The sequence below is a fragment of the Pararhizobium sp. DWP1-1-3 genome, assembly GCF_049896125.1.
Lineage (GTDB): Bacteria > Pseudomonadota > Alphaproteobacteria > Rhizobiales > Rhizobiaceae > Pararhizobium.
This window is the reverse complement of record NZ_JAFCTR010000025.1, coordinates 28,829-44,462: the sequence shown is the minus strand read 5'-3', so window position 1 is coordinate 44,462 and position 15,634 is coordinate 28,829. Positions and strand designations below refer to the sequence as shown.

The following is a 15,634-nucleotide window of genomic DNA, read 5'->3' as shown; positions in this document are numbered from 1 at the left end:
CAAACGCGGTTTGCCTTCCCGATATGCAGATCGGCGACTTGAGTTGCGCAGCAACTCGTAAGTGCGCCCTTGGAACTTCTTTCGCTTCGCTCTCTTCGTAAGGGATTGCACCAGGCGCAACCATTGTAGGATCCTACAATGGTGCCGGTGCTGCGTTGTCTGTAGTCTTGCGACAAACAAGGAAGCGTCCATGACACACACACGTCGAGCACCACTGGCGTTGCTGATCGACGACGCCGCCGCGCCCAGGATCGTCCGCAGCCATTTGAGGGAGGTCCCGCCGTTGGGATCACCCGTCGTCAAGCGGATCTACGGCGACTGGACCACGCCAAACTTTAAAGGCTGGAAACTGAGCCTGCGCGATTTCGACATTCACCCCATCCAGCAGCTCGCCCAAACGCTCGGAAGGAACGCCACCGACGGTGCGATGATCATCGACACGATGCATATGTTTCATACCGTTCGTTTTTCCGGTTTCTGCATCGTCTCCAGCGATCACTATTTTTCGCGCCATGCCGACCCGAAAGAGCACGATGGGACGTAAACCGATTGTCCAGCGGATCGCAGAGCTTGAGCAGCGCAAGAAGTCGCTTGTGGCCCGTCTCGGCAAACAGGAACGAGCACGCGACACAAGACGCAAAATTCTGCTGGGTGCCTTCGTGTTGCGTCAGCTCGAACACTCCAGAGATCCTGCCTTGTCTCACTGGCTTCGCGAGAGACTGTCCACCGAACTGTCCGGGTTTCTGGTTCGCGATGGCGATCGAGCTCTGTTCGACGACATCCTCCTGCCGGCATCATGGCTCGAAAGGTCGAGCCGTGGAAACCCGGAATGACGTGTTCGAGGCTCCTCCAATCGATCGTCAAGGCTCCGGTCCTGGCGGTCGGTTCCGCGATTATCTGCGTGCTGTTCGCGGCGCTGCTGTTCCTCGCCAGCTTTCTCATTCATCTGATCGCCGGCGTCGAGCCTGGGAGATCACCAACCTCGTCCAGGCCTTCGCAGGATATCTGCCACTTGTGTTCGCTGTCGGAGGTTTTCTCTCCGTGTTCATGACGAATGTGCCGATTTCTTCCGTGTTGTGGCTCCGCGAGTTGGGCGACGGCTGGGGAACTGCAAAAACTCTCCGCAACAGATGACGGTCTGATAATCGGTGGCGATCCGGAGACAATCAGGCTGCTGCGCTATGACGGGCCAGCACACCTTTTGACCATAGCGCCAACACGGACCGGCAAGGGTGTTGGCACCATCATTCCTAATCTGCTGAACGCCAAAGCTCGGTGATCTGCATAGACCTGAAGGGAGAGAACACCATGTTAGCAAGTCAGATCGCGAAGCGGCGGGCGTGCTGTCGGCGGCGCAACGTCAAACTCACTTCCTTGACAGTCCGCGCATGACCGCGGTGCTTGGCCGATCAGATTTTCGTTTTACCGATCTCAAGCGCAACAACGTCACGGTGTTTCTGGCCCTGTCGCCCGATCGGCTGTCGACCTGTTCGAGATGGCTACGACTACTGGTCACCCAAAGCCTGACTGACATGGTGCGCGACGCCGCGTCCGCTGCGCGGCCTATTCTCTACCTGCTCGACGAGTTCGCGGCTCTCGGTCACTTGGCGCCGATCGAACGCGCCATGACCCTCATGGCCGGTTACGGCATTCAGCTCTGGCCAATCCTGCAGGATATCCATCAGCTGCGCGCCACCTATGGACAACGTGCAGGCACCTGTCGAATGCCGCCGTCCTACAGGTCTTTGGGGTCAACGATATCGTCCGCTGATGCAGTCGACCGGTGCAACGCGAAATTTGACCGGCGGTCCTGAGCTGTCGTGTAAAAACACTAAACGGCCTGCGGCTTGTCATTGCCCGGCACGATTGGCCTATGCTTCACCCATTGATTGCGACACCCGCGAGTGCCAAGCCTAGCCTGGCGCGACGCCTTGAAATCGGACGAAACCGATCGAGTTATTCTTCCTAAGGTATTAGCCACGGTTGGCGGGATGCTGACAACACAGGGATTAGCATCGATGACAGCAGACCGGGAATGGATGCAAGCGTTTTTCGATCGCTTTGCGCCCACCGTAGCGATCGAATTGATTGGCGCAGAATTTACCGTGGCGGGCGTCGGCGGTCTGATCGTCGAGACCGAAGCGTATACGGACGAAGATCCCGCATCCCACACTTACAACGGGAAAACCCCTCGCAATCGCGCAATGTTCGGGCCACCTTCGAGCATCTATGTGTACCGTTCCTATGGCATTCACTGGTGCTTGAACTTCGTTTGCCGGACTGGAAGCGCAGTCTTGATCCGCGCCTTGGAGCCCTTAGCGGGATTGGATCTGATGCGACAGAGGCGCGCTGTGGAGAATACCGTTCTTCTGTGTTCCGGCCCCGGACGTCTCTGCCAGTCGCTTGCAGTGACAGGTGAACTCAATGGTCTGTCCCTTGCCAAAGATGTTTTTCATCTCACCCTTCCAACAGAACCGCAGACGATTTCTGCTGGACCGCGTATCGGTGTTACCAAGGCAGCTGACGTTCCCTGGCGTTATGGCATCAGGGGTTCGCGGTTTTTAAGCAAGAAGCTATGAACCGCGGCCGCGAGGGGTACGTGATTGGGAATTCGCTGAGGCGGACGGATATGCTAGCCTAGCCGGGACTGTCATGGATCAGGTTGTCTGTTCCGCTGACATTCTTGAATAGCCTGAATGGAGATAAGTCCTTGACACAGCGGACAGGCAGCGCGGATCTTCCATTGCATGGCGGCCGTGTTCCCAAATGGCTGGGCGACCGCATGACCCGGCTTGGTGCCTTGATGACCGAGGCTATTGTTCAACATTATGGACGCGATGAATTTTTGCGCAGACTGGCAAGCCCCTTCTGGTTCCAGTCCTTTGGCGCAGTCATGGGAATGGACTGGCACTCATCCGGCATCACAACGAGTGTGATTGGCGCGTTGAAGCGTGGATTGACGCCGTTGTCCTCTGAGCTTGGAATCCATGTCTGCGGCGGGCGTGGGGCGCAGTCGCGTAAAACTCCGGTCGAGTTGGCGTCCATCGGTGACCGCGTCGGGATAGACGGCTTGGCGCTCGCCACAACAAGTCGGCTGGTTGCAAAGGTTGACAGCGCCGCCGTGCAAGATGGCTTCGATCTTTACCTGCACGGGTTTATCGTGAGCGACGATGCCAAGTGGGTTGTGATTCAGCAGGGAATGAATGATGACCGGAGGCAGGCTCGGCGCTACCACTGGCTTTCTGAGGGGCTGACGAGCTTTGTCGATTCTCCTCACGCCGCGATCGAAGGCCGGGACCAGGGACAGATCGTCAATCTTGCTGACCGCCGGGCGGTAAGGTCGCGCGAAGGTCAACTGGACCTTCTCTCATGCTTGGGGCCCGATAAAATTGTCAGGGAGGTGCGCGCGCTGGAAGCGCAGTCTGGACCAAAAGAGGCGTCAGCGATCGATGTTCAGCCGATGCTGCCGCATCTCGTCCTGCCTCACCATCACGATGTCCGTCAGACCGATGTAAACATGCGACGCCTGCACGGCAATCTCGCAGCAGCGGCCGATTGTGGACCAGTGGATTTCGAGAGCCTGTTGCTTACGCCCGGGGTTGGCGCAAGGACGGTTAGAGCGTTGGCCATGGTTGCCGAGGTCGTGCATGGCGCCCCCTATCGTTTTTCTGACCCGGCACGTTTTTCGCTTGCCCATGGCGGCAAGGATCGCCACCCGTTTCCTGTGCCGGTGAAGGTCTATGACGAGACGATCAATGTCATGAAATCGGCGGTCCGAAAGGGTCGGCTCGGCCGCGACGAAGAGTTGCAGGCGCTTAAGCGGCTGGATGACCAATCCAGAAAAATCGAACGATATGTTACCGGACCGGACCTGAAGGAAATCGTCGCTGGAGAATTCGATGACTCCGCCTGGTTCGGTGGACGCAGCATATTCGGATGGGAGCCGCCGCCCGGCGGGGACGCGCGCTCTTGGAGTAAGTCAACCAAAATATAGAAAGTTCGGGCTCAACGGAACTCCGAGGACCATGAGCCGTTGGAGTTGTCTCGCACAAGACGTCCGTGCTCAACGAAACTGCCAACTCCAGGATCGACACCCGTGAGGCTGCGGCTCGCCGTCGAACTGCGTTAAGCAGCACTGAATCGATCGGGTGATCTTTGTGGAGGCCGAACGTGTCGGAAGCTCGTCCGGCATGGAAGCGTCCAGATTAGCGCCGTGTGACCGGGAGGGGATGGCGTGTGGTCGGATTCTTCGTGCGATGGCCAATTCAGGTGTATGCGGATTCGCCGCGGGGGATATCGACACGATACAGATGGCGTTTCGGAAGGCTGGTCCGATCAAGATTCCGGCCGGTTATTTCGTACTGCTTTGTGCGAAACTTTGTGAGTAGAGGGACAGCAAATGCCGGTTGTTGCAACGGCCGCCTGGGCGATCTCCAAATCCGTCGCGCACCACTTCCCGGCACACGGCACGGGTCTCAACCGATATGCAACCGTACTCCGAGGTGTCGAGATCAATTCGACTTTTTACAGGCATCATCGTTTGTCCACCTATGCCCGGTGGGCTGCTTCCGTGCCTGACGATTTCCGCTTCGCCCTCAAGGTGCCGAAGGCTATTACCCACGAGCGGCGGCTAAACAAGATCGCGCCACTGTTCTCGTCGTTTCTGGAAGAGATTTCTCCGCTGGGTGACAAGATTGGTCCGCTCCTTTGTCAGCTGCCGGCGAGTCTGAGTTTCGACGCCCAGCTCGGGGACACTGCTTTCGCCGAAATGCGAGCGAGGTATGAGGGCCAGATTGTCATTGAGGTTCGCCACAAAAGCTGGGCGGCACCGGCAGCTGTCGACATGCTGGAGCAATACGGGATCGACCGGGTTCTGGCAGATCCGGCTCCCGTCTGGCAAAAGTCCGATTTCACCCAGGCACCCTTTTATATCCGGCTGCATGGCACGCCAAAAATTTATTATTCAAGCTATTGCGACGATGACATCCACGGATTTGCGACCTTGCTTGCAGCAGAGAGTTGGTGCGTGTTCGACAACACCGCTTCGGGCGCCGCAGTTGAGAATGCCCTCACCATGATCAAAGAGCTCCGTCGATAGTAGGACAGGGTCACTCGTGGGAAATTTCAAAGGTTGACGACACGCCATCTCGACGGCGGGCGCGGCCGACCTCGCCGTAGCTGACCCCCATGGCCCGGGAGGGTGCCTACCACCGTTCTCTGGCTAAGCGTACGGCGCCATGAAAGCATCCATGCCGGTGCCGGCGTTCTTGAACTCGGCGCCGTGCGTGTGGCGCTGGCAGCGATAAGCGATCCAGTGGCAGATCGGGCCAACTGACCTCTTCTAACCTCATCAATCACCCTTTGAATTCGGTGTCCTTCATTTCTCGCTCGTCGTAGTTCAGGTCCCATTCTTTGCCGACCTGCTTTTTTCCGGGGGGTGCCTTGTGGCCCGTGGCATCGTCGGAGCCGGTGATCACGCGGGGCTTAGCGCTGACCACACCATTGTTGTCACTGCGCTTTAGGCCCTTGGCAAATTGGCCCTTTGCGTCGTCGTGGATGGTCTTCACTACGGCGGCTTTGTCTTTGTCTTCCGCTTTTTTCGACATCAACGGGCTCCATTCATTTCTAGCAATTTGAGCTGGCGTTTCGTTCCGAGGGGTCGACCCTACAGTTACCGAAGAATCCGGGCTATTCGTGATCTCGTCCTGCGCACGGGTGAAATAGGTGTGGTCATGAGAAGCCATTCTGGTGATTCACACAGGTTCCTACGTGCGTCTCCAACGCCGCTGACCTCTACAAGTTCCTCTCTCGGTAGAAAGATGGTCGCGCGGCGGCACAGTAGACGAAGTTCGGGCCGAGACCGATGCTTGTAAAAACCTATCACCACCCCCTCGCGGTTTAATTGGAACAATAGGCCCAGCTGATGGTTGTGCAGCTACATTCAGTCACAGAATTGGTTTATTGGGAACTATCAGTTGTAGGCCAAGCTGCGGATCAGCTCACCGCGGTCTCCTCAGACTTCACGCCTGACTATGCGCTGAAGAAAAATTTACGACAGCGGCGATGCGTGGCTCTCACAGTTAGCTAACGATGTTGTCCGGGACCGCAAGGCCCCCAACTTTTTCTAGCGTTGGTTCGTCGCATTTAAGACCCGATTGGCTCAGCGCGTCGTCCGCAGAACCCACCTGAATCTTGCTCCGACGCCCAACCCTCAACTGCACATGAAGCTCAACGAGGATTAGGACATGAAAGCTCTGACATGGCACGGAAGTGGCGACATTCGTTGCGAGGAAGTGGACGATCCTGTCATCCAGGATGATCGGGACGCAATCATCAAGGTTACAAGCTGTGCCATCTGCGGTTCAGACCTCCATCTTTACGGCGGCTTCGTACCCGGCATGCATGCGGGCGACGTGATGGGTCATGAGACCATGGGCGAGGTTGTTGAGGTTGGGAGAGGCAATTCGAAACTCAAGATCGGCGACCGCGTTGTTGTGCCCTTTACCATTTCATGCGGGGATTGCCGCATGTGCAAATGGAAACTGTTTTCCCTTTGCGAGCGATCCAATCCATCGGGAGCGATGCAAGCCGAACAGATCGGCTATCCGACAGCTGGGCTGTTCGGTTATTCCGAGCTTTATGGCCGCTTTCCGGGTGGCCAGGCGCAGTACCTGCGTGTTCCCTATGCCGATATCGGGCCGATCGTTGTGCCGGACGGCCTGAGCGACGAGCAGGTCCTCTTCCTGTCGGATATTTTCCCGACCGGATACATGGCAGCCGAGAATTGTGATATCAAGGAGGGCCAAACCGTTGCAGTCTTTGGATGCGGGCCTGTCGGGCTCTTCGCCATCAAGTCGGCATTCCTGCTCGGTGCAGAACGCGTCATCGCCATCGATACCATTCCCGAGCGCCTCGCTTTGGCGCGGCAGTCTGGTGCAGAGACTTTGGACTACGCGGACGACGATCTGCAGCAACGCATTCTGGACATGACCAACGGTCAAGGCCCCGACGCCGTTATTGAGGCGGTTGGCATGGAAAGTCACGGCTCAGGTGGCGTCATGGAAACTCTTCAATCCAAACTGACATCGACCGAACGACCTTACGCCTTGCAACAGGCGATCCTGGCCTGCCGACCCGGAGGCGTGGTTTCGCTTCCGGGAGTGTTTATCGGCTCGGCTGTACCAACTCCACTTGGAGCCTTCATTGGAAAGGGGCTGACGCTCAAGACGGGCCAGACGCATGTCCAGCGTTATCTTGAGCCCCTGATGAAGCTGATTCTGGAAGGCAAGATCGATCCGTCTTTTTTGATCACGCACCGTGTCAGTCTTGAAGATGGACCGGAAGCCTACAAGACGTTCCGCGACAAGCTTGACGGCTGCGTCAAGGTCGTGATCCGACCGAATGGCTGATCAATGCCGGCCTGCGCCGCACGTCGCTGCGGGAAAGCAATCAAAGATTGTAGAGCGCGCTTCGTTCAATCTTAAACGGTCACGGAAAGGCGCCACGTGGCACGAATGATTTGCGAGCAGGGGACGGGTGTGCGAATGTAAATCGGGCCTCGCTCTTGGCGTGTCCTCCTGAAACACCAACGCAGCGAGTAACCCGTCGGGTTGAACTGGCGGATTGGCAATGCACTATGGATGAGGACCCATCTGATAAAGATGCGGGTGGCCGGGTTCATCCCAAGGCCGGATTAAGTTCGACCGCGGTGAACCAGGTGGAGGATGTGTCATTTTCGCAGATTCCGAGGATTCCCGTTATTGGGATCGGTGCATCGGCCGGTGGCATCAAGGCGCTTGCGCAGTTCTTTGACGCCACGCCCGCCGACAACGGTTGCGCCTTCATTGTGGTACTCCATCTCGACCCGAAGCATGAAAGCGAACTCGCGCACGTTCTGAGCACCCATACGGCTATGCCGGTCGTCCAGGTCGCCGACTTACTGCTACTCGCCCCGGACCACGTTTACGTCATCGCTCCGAACACCGATCTGATTGTTCGCGAAGGGAGGCTTCACATCGCCAAGCCTTCCGCCTCGCATGGCCATCCGGTCGATGTGCTCTTCAGTTCTATTGCAAGGGATCAAGGTGAGCGAGCAGTTGCAATCGTACTTTCTGGTACGGGGAGCAATGGGACTGAGGGTTTGAGGGCGATCCGGGCCGAAGGCGGAATGAGCTTGGTCCAAGCACCAGAGACTGCGGAGTTCGACGGCATGCCCAGGAGCGCGATTTCGGCTGGAATGGCTGATCACGTTCTGTCTCCCGAACAAATGCCGGAAGCTCTGCTTGCCTTCGTAAGGCATGGGTATGTCGTCCATCCCGCTGAGATGGGGGATGTGTCGGCCAGTAGCCAAGCCACTGTAGGCAATGTGCTGGAGCTTCTACGCGCACGCGGCGGTTACGATTTCCGTGGCTACAAACATTCGACGCTGGGCCGACGTATCCACCGGCGCCTCGGACTGAGAAACATAGATACGCTGGATAGCTATGTCGATGAACTCAGAACCAACCCACATGAGCTTATGACGCTGGCTGGTGACCTGATGATCAGCGTTACAGGATTTTTCCGTGATGCCGATGCCTGGAAGGCGCTGGCGGAGCTGGTCATAGCCCCCATCATCTCCGAACGTGAGACCGACGCGTCGATCCGTATCTGGACACCTGCCTGCTCCACGGGGGAGGAAGCCTACTCGATCGCCATGCTAGTAACGGAGCTGGCTGAAGCGGCAGGCAAGCACTTCGAACTGAAAGTGTTCGCCACTGATGCCCAGGACGAAAACTTGAGAAAGGCACGGGAGGGGATGTATCCATCGGCCGCGCTGTCTGCCTTTCCTGAGCGTCGTATGACCCGCTTTTTCGAAAAGCACGGTAGCACGTATCAGGTTACCAAAGAGCTACGGGACATGGTCGTGTTCGCGTCGCAAAACCTGTTGCGAGATCCCCCTTTCTCGCGTCTCGACCTGGTCACCTGCAGAAATGTCCTGATCTATCTCGATGCCGACGCACAACAACGGATCATCTCCCTGTGTCATTTTGCGCTGCGGCCGGGCGGGCATCTTTTTCTCGGCAATGCCGAAACGATTGGTCGGCATGACGAGTTGTTCGAGACGGAATCGAAGAAATGGCGAATTTACCGCAAGCGCGGCTCTGCTCGGCATAAAACCATCGGATACCCCACGAAGCGACCACTAACGGGATCACAGACCATAATGGATAAATCGTCACCGTCGTCCCAAGAGCCAAATCTGCCTGCGGGAGAACTTGCGCGCCGCGTGCTTCTCGATCGCTACGCGCCAGCCTCCGTGTTGATCGACGACAAGGCCCGCGTGCTTTATTTTCACGGAACGACAAGGGATTACCTCGAGCACCCGGCCGGCGAACCGACCAGAGATTTGCTCATGATGGCGCGCGAAGGGCTGGCCCCGACACTTCGTTCCGCGATACGGGAAGCGACGAAAGTTAAAAGTACGGTTACGGTTGACGCCGTGCTTCGGGAGGGGAAGCCCGGCATGTCCGTCACCATGACGGTGACACCTGTGCCCGCTGCGTTGCAAGGCGGCAGCTTCCTTCTTATTACCTTTACACCCGCTTTGCCGCACCACGATGTCCCCCGCGTGCCGATCGGCGAAAACATCGACAACGCTACGGAGCGGGAACAGGCCCTGCTCAAGGAACTGCTGGCGACCCGCGCCGAGTTACAAAGCACGATCGAGCATCAGGAAACCACCAACGAGGAACTGAAGGCGTCCAATGAAGAAGCGACCTCCATGAACGAGGAGCTTCAATCAACCAACGAGGAACTTGAGACTTCGAAGGAGGAGTTGCAGTCGTTCAACGAAGAGCTGAACACCGTCAACAGCCAGCTTCAGTACAAGATCGGCGAACTGGAAAACACCACAAACGATCTCAACAATCTTCTGGCAGGGTCGGAAACCGCCACGGTCTTTCTGGATGAGAAGTTTCGTATCCGGTGGTTTGCGCCAGCGAGCAAAGACCTTTTCGATCTTACCCCGTCGGACATCGGCCGCCCGATCGCCGCGTTTGCGCAGAAGTTTTCCGACGAGAATCTGCTGCGGGATGCCCAGGAGGTATTGAAAAAACTATCGACCATTGAGGCTGAGGTTCCAAGCGATTCCGGGCGGTGGTATTTGCGGCGGATGCTTCCTTATCGCACCCAGGATAATCGCATAGCGGGGGTGGTGATCACGTTCCACAATATCACGGATCGCAAGCGGGACGCAGATGCGATCAACGACGCGCGGGTCTATGCGGAAACCATAGTGCGAACGGTTCAGCATCCCTTGCTCGTTCTGAACCGCGAACTGCATGTCCAGACCGCCAACACCGCCTTTCGCGAACTGTTTGCCGTATTCGACGAAGAGCCGAAAGGGCAACTGATCTTTGAACTCGGAACCGGGGAATGGAATAACCCGCCGCTTCGCGCGCTTTTGGACAAGGTGCTTTCTGCGGGAGATGAAATCCACAATTTCGAGATTGAGCAGGAGTTCCGCCTGACGGGAAGGCGTACGATGTTGCTCACCGCATGCCGATTACCACAGGAAGGGGGGCGCGATGAACTGATCCTGGTGGCGATCGAAGACATTACCGAGCGCAGACGCGCTGAGGAACATCGGGAAGTCCTCGTTGGCGAGCTAAATCATCGGGTCAAAAACACCCTGGCGGTTATCCAGTCGATCGCCAGCCAGACTCTTGGCCAAGCATCGACGATTGAGGGCGCGCGCACCGCGTTTAGTGCGCGACTGATTAATCTTGCCAAGGCGCACGACGTGCTGACCCGTGAAAACTGGGATGGAGCGGACCTTGTCGACATCGTCACCGACACTGCCGAACCCCATGCTGAAGGTAATCGGTTTCAGATCGAGGGTGAACGTGTGCGTTTGGGACCGAGCGCATCGCTGGCAATTTCCATGGCGGTGCATGAGCTCTGCACCAACGCAGCGAAATACGGAGCCCTATCTACGGAAGCGGGAAAGGTAGCCATTGTCTGGCGGCTGGTCGGTGAGGGTAAAGATCGCCGTTTGAATTTTACCTGGTCGGAAAGTGGCGGGCCGCCAGTTGAAAGGCCGAACCGCAAGGGTTTTGGCTCCCGCCTGATTGAGCGTGCGCTGGCGCAGGAACTTGGCGGTACAGTGAACGTTACGTACGAGCCGTCTGGCGTCGTATGTACCATCGACGCGCCAATGCGTTGAGGGGAAGATGAAGCACCACGGGAACGAAACGAAGATGAAGCGGATTCTCGTCGTTGAGGACGAGGTTTTGCTTGCAATGCACCTCGAAGACCTGCTCATCGCCATGGGTCACGAGGTCGTGGGGCCGGCTACCCGAATTCCTGAAGCGCTGGAGTTCGCCCGGCAGGCAGATCTCGACTTTGCCGTGCTCGACGTGAACGTGGCTGGCAGCCAGTCTTTTCCGGTCGCCGACGTTCTCCTTATTCGATCTATACCGTTTGTGTTCGCGACGGGTTACGGGGCAGAGGGTTTCCTTGACACATACCGCGACCATCCGACACTTCGTAAGCCATACGAACCACGGGAATTACAACGCGCCATCGAACGGGCGCTGGCCTATCCCGTTTGAATTTTCAGTTCGGATGGACATTATTATCTGCTGCCATGGTGACCGTTGCGGAAGTCTCAGGTGTCAGCCATTCCTGCTCGACCAAATCGCGAAGTTTGTACGCGCGGTCGAGTGCCTGTTTGCTGGCCTCATGCCATTGCGAAGAAATATCAGGCTCGGAGCGATGGGAATACTCTGCCATTTGCAGGCAAAATTCCGCGCGTTCGTTCAAGAACCTCACGGCCGCGCGCATGACTTTCTCCATTTCCTCGAACTGAGCCGATGCCATGATCTCGGCCGTATAGGTGTGCCCGATATGGCAGCCAAATTTTACGATCGATCCGTGTTCGAACCTTTTGAGCGCGCCGCCGCAGTCCGGGCAGGTGACGGTGAACGGGCGCTCGAATGTTCCGCTGGTTACGACTTCTGGATGCTGTTCGTTCTCTGTGAGAGAATGACGGTTTGCCATTGCAGCTTCCTTTTCCATTTTCCCCCCAACTAATTTTAACAGCAAACCCGCCAGATCGGCCAGAGGCAGGCAATAGTCCAGTGCGACATGGGCTGCAGCGCTTTTCGGCATATCGGGATAAGCGGCGTCATATGCGGCCTGGGCTACAGCGATCCCACCGCGTTTCTTGATGTCATAGAGTCCAGCCGTCCCGTCATTCAAGTTCCCCGTGAGGATGACGCCGATAGCGTCGGGACCATAGTTTTCAGCGATGCTCCGAAATAACGGATCCACGGCTGGCCGAGCGCAGTTTTCTTTTGGGCCACGCAAAAGGCGGACCAATCCGTCAACGACAATCATGTGACGATCTGGTGGCGCAAGGTAGATTTGACCCGGCTCGATCCTTTCGCCGTCTTGGGCGTGTTTCGCTGGCATGGGACCTGCGGCAGTCAAGATAGCAGGCAGCTCGCTACGATGTGCACCAATATGCAAAACGATAAGAACCGGAGCGGCAAACGAGGCAGGTAGACCTGCCACAAGAGAACGCAAAGCTCCGACACCGCCAGCTGATGCGCCAATTGCAATTACGGTATTGGGAGCCATGCGAACCTCGCGTTTCTGTACTGTGTACTACCGTAGAACGCGGCAACGAGATGAAAGTTCGCCTTGCGGTTAGGTGTGAGCGGCGGATCAACGACGATGAATTCATTTCCGGGGATATCTGTTGGTATCGCCGGGTTGTTTTTTGAAAGGGCAGGCCACGGGGACTGGGCGGGGGCCTTACTTCATTCAGGCAAACCGGCAATTGACGCCCGCAGGTTTCGAGGTCAGCTCTTCTCGTCAAGGCCCGTTGCTTTGCGAAGTGTCTCGTTTATGCGAGACTTCCAATCCCCTTCTAAATTTTGAAAATAGTCGTAAACATCCGCATCAATCCGGATCGAAAGCAACTTCGTCGAGCTGTCTTTCGGATAGCTTTGACGGCGAGATTTCGTCGCCTGGTAGTCCAGCACTTCCTGAACCCTATCTCCCTGCGATGACACAGGACCAACGGTGGTCACGGCGACCGCATACGGACGTTTTTCCTTCGCTTTTCGTCCCGCCATTTCAAACTCCTTTTCTTTTCTGCCCTCAGAGAAATTTATAACGTCTTCAACAGACGCAGCAGGGCCAGCATTTCAAGGGGACTGCGACGCTGGAAGGCGATATATGTAGCAAGTTCCTCGCCATGAAATCGGCGCTTGAATGCTGCCTGCCCCTGAAGGTTGAAAATTTTCTCGTTGATCCGTTTGGACCGGTACGCCCGCTCGAAAAAGCTTCGCCAGACCCTGCTTTCTGAAAATCCACTGGACGCAATGGCCGCCAAGGGTGACAGCCCAAATGTCACATGGGAGCGGCCTTCTTCCCGGAAACGGTCGGTGGCAAATTTTGTGAGGCCGATCTCCGCATGGGGCGTCGTGCCCGTGAGCTTTCGCTTAAACGCCGCTGTGTAGCCGATAATGTCTCCGTTCCTGAAGATCGGATCGAAATCGAGGATTGCCGTCGGCACCCCAACCGGGTCGATGATCAGAAACCGCCGCATGTGAGGGGCGAGCTTCGGTTCAAAGGGACGGTTCAGGAAACGCATCTCGCGCCGGTTGACGATACGGCCGTTTCGCCAGTTTGTCGAAATATGACGGACCTGATCGGAGTTTGCGATCGTCCCGTCACATTCCACGATCCTATAGTCCTTTTTCAGCAGCCATTTTTCGGAGTAGCGGACGGTCTCGTTGCGTTTGCCCGCAAATGAGTGCGTATCGAGCGAAAGCCGGGTATCCACACCCATTTGATTGATGTGATAACCAAGGCTGGAAAGGACGCGCGCGGTCTCATGACCGATCTGCACGAAGCAGGGACGGTTAGATAATGCGACGAACCGTCGAATGTAGTCCGCCCTCAGTTCCACGCTGGCGACGGGGTCACCGAGCACGAAGGTATGCCCCATCTTGGTAGCGTAGGCGATGTAACCCTCACCATCGCCAAAGTACCGGAGATCTGGCTGAACGGCCGTTGAATAGGCGAGCGAGAAATCTCCGTACCGTCGACAGAGTTCGAGCTTCGACGCCAGATTGGGTTCGAAGATTGGCGTTTTTGGAAGGCGCGCATCGAGCAACGCGTCGAGTATCTTCCTCAGACTGGGCATGCACTGGGGTTCCCCTGGAGATATTTACGTGCTTGCCTTGAATAAACTCATCGAGCAGGTAGATCAAAATTTAGATAGCGTTCAGCTTTTAAATTGACAGCTAATGGATAGATATAAAGCGAATTCCAGATGAATGAGCATAATGACCACTGAATTTTCAATCCGCGACGTTGTGGTGATAGGGGGCGGACTATCGGGTCTCACGGCAGCCCATGCCTTGAAGCTGCGTGGGATCGATACGCTCATACTTGAGAAAGAAAACGACGTGGGGATGCCCTGGGCGCGGCGCCACCCTCAGCTCACCCTGAACACTCACCGTGATCTTTCCTCGCTGCCTGGCCTGAAATATCCAGTGGGGACCGGCGCGTTCCCCAAGCGGGACAGCGTCGTCGCTCACCTTCGAGACTTTCGGGAAAAGCATGGTTTTGATATCCAATGCGGCGTCGAGGTTTTTTCGTGCCGCAAGGTAGACGGTCATTTCGTGATCGAGACGAATGCCGGGATACGGCGATCGAGACATCTCATCGTAGCAAGTGGACGCGACGCGTTCGTCTGCATGCCTAAGTGGAAGGGTTTGGATACCTTTAAGGGCAGGGTGGTGCATGCTGCCGATTTCGGCGATGCCATGGATTATACGGGGAAGTCGGTTCTCGTCATCGGAGGCGGCAATTCGGGCTTCGATGTGCTTAATCATCTGAGCCGTGTGAAGACAGGCCAGGTCTGGCTTTCGCTAAGACGCCCGCCAGGACTTTTGCCGAAACGTCTGGGCCGTTTCGCCGTCCACCGCCTGTCGCCGATCATGGCCAAGCTTCCGACTTCGTATGTGGACAAGCTCATCGGATGGACGCAGCAGATCGCGTTCGGCGATCTTACCAGGTACGGCTTCCCAGCAGGGCCCTCCGATGCTGCCACCCGCCTAGCCAGAGACAACATTGCGATTGCGGTGGACGATGGGGCAATTGCGGGTGTCAAACGCGGACAGATATTGGTCGTGCCAGAAGTCGTAGCGTTTTCAGGCACGACGGTTACGCTCGCGGATAGGAGGACCTTAGAACCGGATGTTGTTATTGCGGCGGTCGGCTATTCGTCGTCGTTGACGCGCGTGTTGGGTCCGCTGGGTGTGGTAGGTGAAAACGGCTCGCAATCCGGCGTCGTCGAATTGGACAAGAGCACCGTAGAGGGATTGTGGTTTGTGGGGATGAAGCCAAGCCTCACAAGTTACTTTGTCGAAGCACGTCGCGAGGCAAAATCCATTGCCTTCTCGGTGGCGGCGATGCTGGCAAATGAGCGCTCAACCAAACAGTAGAGTGCTGGCTGTTAGAGCCTGCCTGACTGAGACTCTAACCTTTCAAATAGGTAATTTCATCCAGGTCGCGATCGCCTCCAAAAGGCGTTCGCGCAGCGTCATATCGCGGGCGGTATCGACTGAGACAA

General features: G+C 56.7%; 13 protein-coding genes and 1 pseudogene. 10 read left to right on the top strand and 4 right to left on the bottom strand.

Translation table 11 applies throughout. From position 1 onward, the window contains the following. Window positions 1-190: 190 nt before the first annotated feature. The 6 genes and pseudogenes from ACP7BS_RS28435 (at window position 191) to ACP7BS_RS28410 (ending at window position 5,098) form a co-directional block, all read left to right on the top strand. Window positions 191-544 carry an NYN domain-containing protein gene (locus ACP7BS_RS28435; protein ID WP_426240776.1) on the top strand — a complete coding sequence of 118 codons (354 nt, stop codon included), beginning with the start codon at window positions 191-193 and terminating at the stop codon, window positions 542-544. After that, on the top strand, window positions 534-833 hold the full coding sequence (locus ACP7BS_RS28430) for a mobilization protein (RefSeq protein WP_426240775.1): 300 nt from the start codon (window positions 534-536) through the stop codon (window positions 831-833). Before ACP7BS_RS28435 ends, ACP7BS_RS28430 begins: the two co-directional genes overlap by 11 nt. A gap of 245 nt (window positions 834-1,078) precedes the next feature. Continuing rightward, a pseudogene (locus ACP7BS_RS28425) lies at window positions 1,079-1,759 on the top strand (type IV secretory system conjugative DNA transfer family protein); the annotation flags it as partial. Between the two features lie 280 nt (window positions 1,760-2,039). After that, window positions 2,040-2,579 (top strand): DNA-3-methyladenine glycosylase, encoded by a 540-nt coding sequence (locus tag ACP7BS_RS28420; RefSeq protein ID WP_426233104.1) that lies wholly within the window; start codon window positions 2,040-2,042, stop codon window positions 2,577-2,579. 131 nt (window positions 2,580-2,710) lie between these two features. After that, complete coding sequence (locus tag ACP7BS_RS28415) at window positions 2,711-3,994, top strand: DUF763 domain-containing protein (RefSeq protein ID WP_426240774.1); 1,284 nt, start codon at window positions 2,711-2,713, stop codon at window positions 3,992-3,994. A gap of 405 nt (window positions 3,995-4,399) precedes the next feature. After that, window positions 4,400-5,098: a DUF72 domain-containing protein gene (locus ACP7BS_RS28410; RefSeq protein ID WP_426240773.1), complete on the top strand. Its 699-nt coding sequence runs from the start codon at window positions 4,400-4,402 to the stop codon at window positions 5,096-5,098. 256 nt (window positions 5,099-5,354) lie between these two features. Here ACP7BS_RS28410 and ACP7BS_RS28405 read toward each other — a convergent pair whose 3' ends face one another. Further along, the gene (locus ACP7BS_RS28405) at window positions 5,355-5,606 is read right to left on the bottom strand and encodes a hypothetical protein (RefSeq protein ID WP_426240772.1); all 252 of its coding nucleotides are present in this window, start codon (window positions 5,604-5,606) and stop codon (window positions 5,355-5,357) included. Window positions 5,607-6,245: 639 nt separating this feature from the next. Here ACP7BS_RS28405 and ACP7BS_RS28400 point away from each other — a divergent pair. From ACP7BS_RS28400 to ACP7BS_RS28390, 3 genes are all read left to right on the top strand, one after another. Next, window positions 6,246-7,409 carry a zinc-dependent alcohol dehydrogenase gene (locus ACP7BS_RS28400; RefSeq protein ID WP_426240771.1) on the top strand — a complete coding sequence of 388 codons (1,164 nt, stop codon included), beginning with the start codon at window positions 6,246-6,248 and terminating at the stop codon, window positions 7,407-7,409. Between the two features lie 227 nt (window positions 7,410-7,636). Continuing rightward, a complete protein-coding gene (locus ACP7BS_RS28395; RefSeq protein ID WP_426240770.1) occupies window positions 7,637-11,206 on the top strand; it encodes a chemotaxis protein CheB in 3,570 nt (1,189 codons plus the stop codon). Window positions 11,207-11,240: 34 nt separating this feature from the next. Next, on the top strand, window positions 11,241-11,594 hold the full coding sequence (locus tag ACP7BS_RS28390) for a response regulator (protein ID WP_426240769.1): 354 nt from the start codon (window positions 11,241-11,243) through the stop codon (window positions 11,592-11,594). Window positions 11,595-11,598: 4 nt separating this feature from the next. Here the strand turns inward: ACP7BS_RS28390 and ACP7BS_RS28385 are convergent, their stop codons facing one another. From ACP7BS_RS28385 to ACP7BS_RS28375, 3 genes are all read right to left on the bottom strand, one after another. Beyond that, window positions 11,599-12,624, bottom strand: a complete 1,026-nt coding sequence (locus tag ACP7BS_RS28385) for a chemotaxis protein CheB (protein WP_426240768.1) — start codon at window positions 12,622-12,624, stop codon at window positions 11,599-11,601. 224 nt (window positions 12,625-12,848) lie between these two features. After that, window positions 12,849-13,124, bottom strand: a complete 276-nt coding sequence (locus ACP7BS_RS28380; protein ID WP_426240767.1) for a BrnA antitoxin family protein — start codon at window positions 13,122-13,124, stop codon at window positions 12,849-12,851. A 35-nt stretch (window positions 13,125-13,159) separates the two neighbouring features. Then, window positions 13,160-14,200, bottom strand: coding sequence for a phosphatidylglycerol lysyltransferase domain-containing protein (locus tag ACP7BS_RS28375; protein WP_426240766.1), 1,041 nt, complete (start codon window positions 14,198-14,200; stop codon window positions 13,160-13,162). A 142-nt stretch (window positions 14,201-14,342) separates the two neighbouring features. On the opposite strand from ACP7BS_RS28375, the gene ACP7BS_RS28370 reads away from it, so the two are divergent. Beyond that, on the top strand, window positions 14,343-15,506 hold the full coding sequence (locus tag ACP7BS_RS28370) for a flavin-containing monooxygenase (RefSeq protein WP_426240765.1): 1,164 nt from the start codon (window positions 14,343-14,345) through the stop codon (window positions 15,504-15,506). Window positions 15,507-15,634 lie beyond the last annotated feature (128 nt).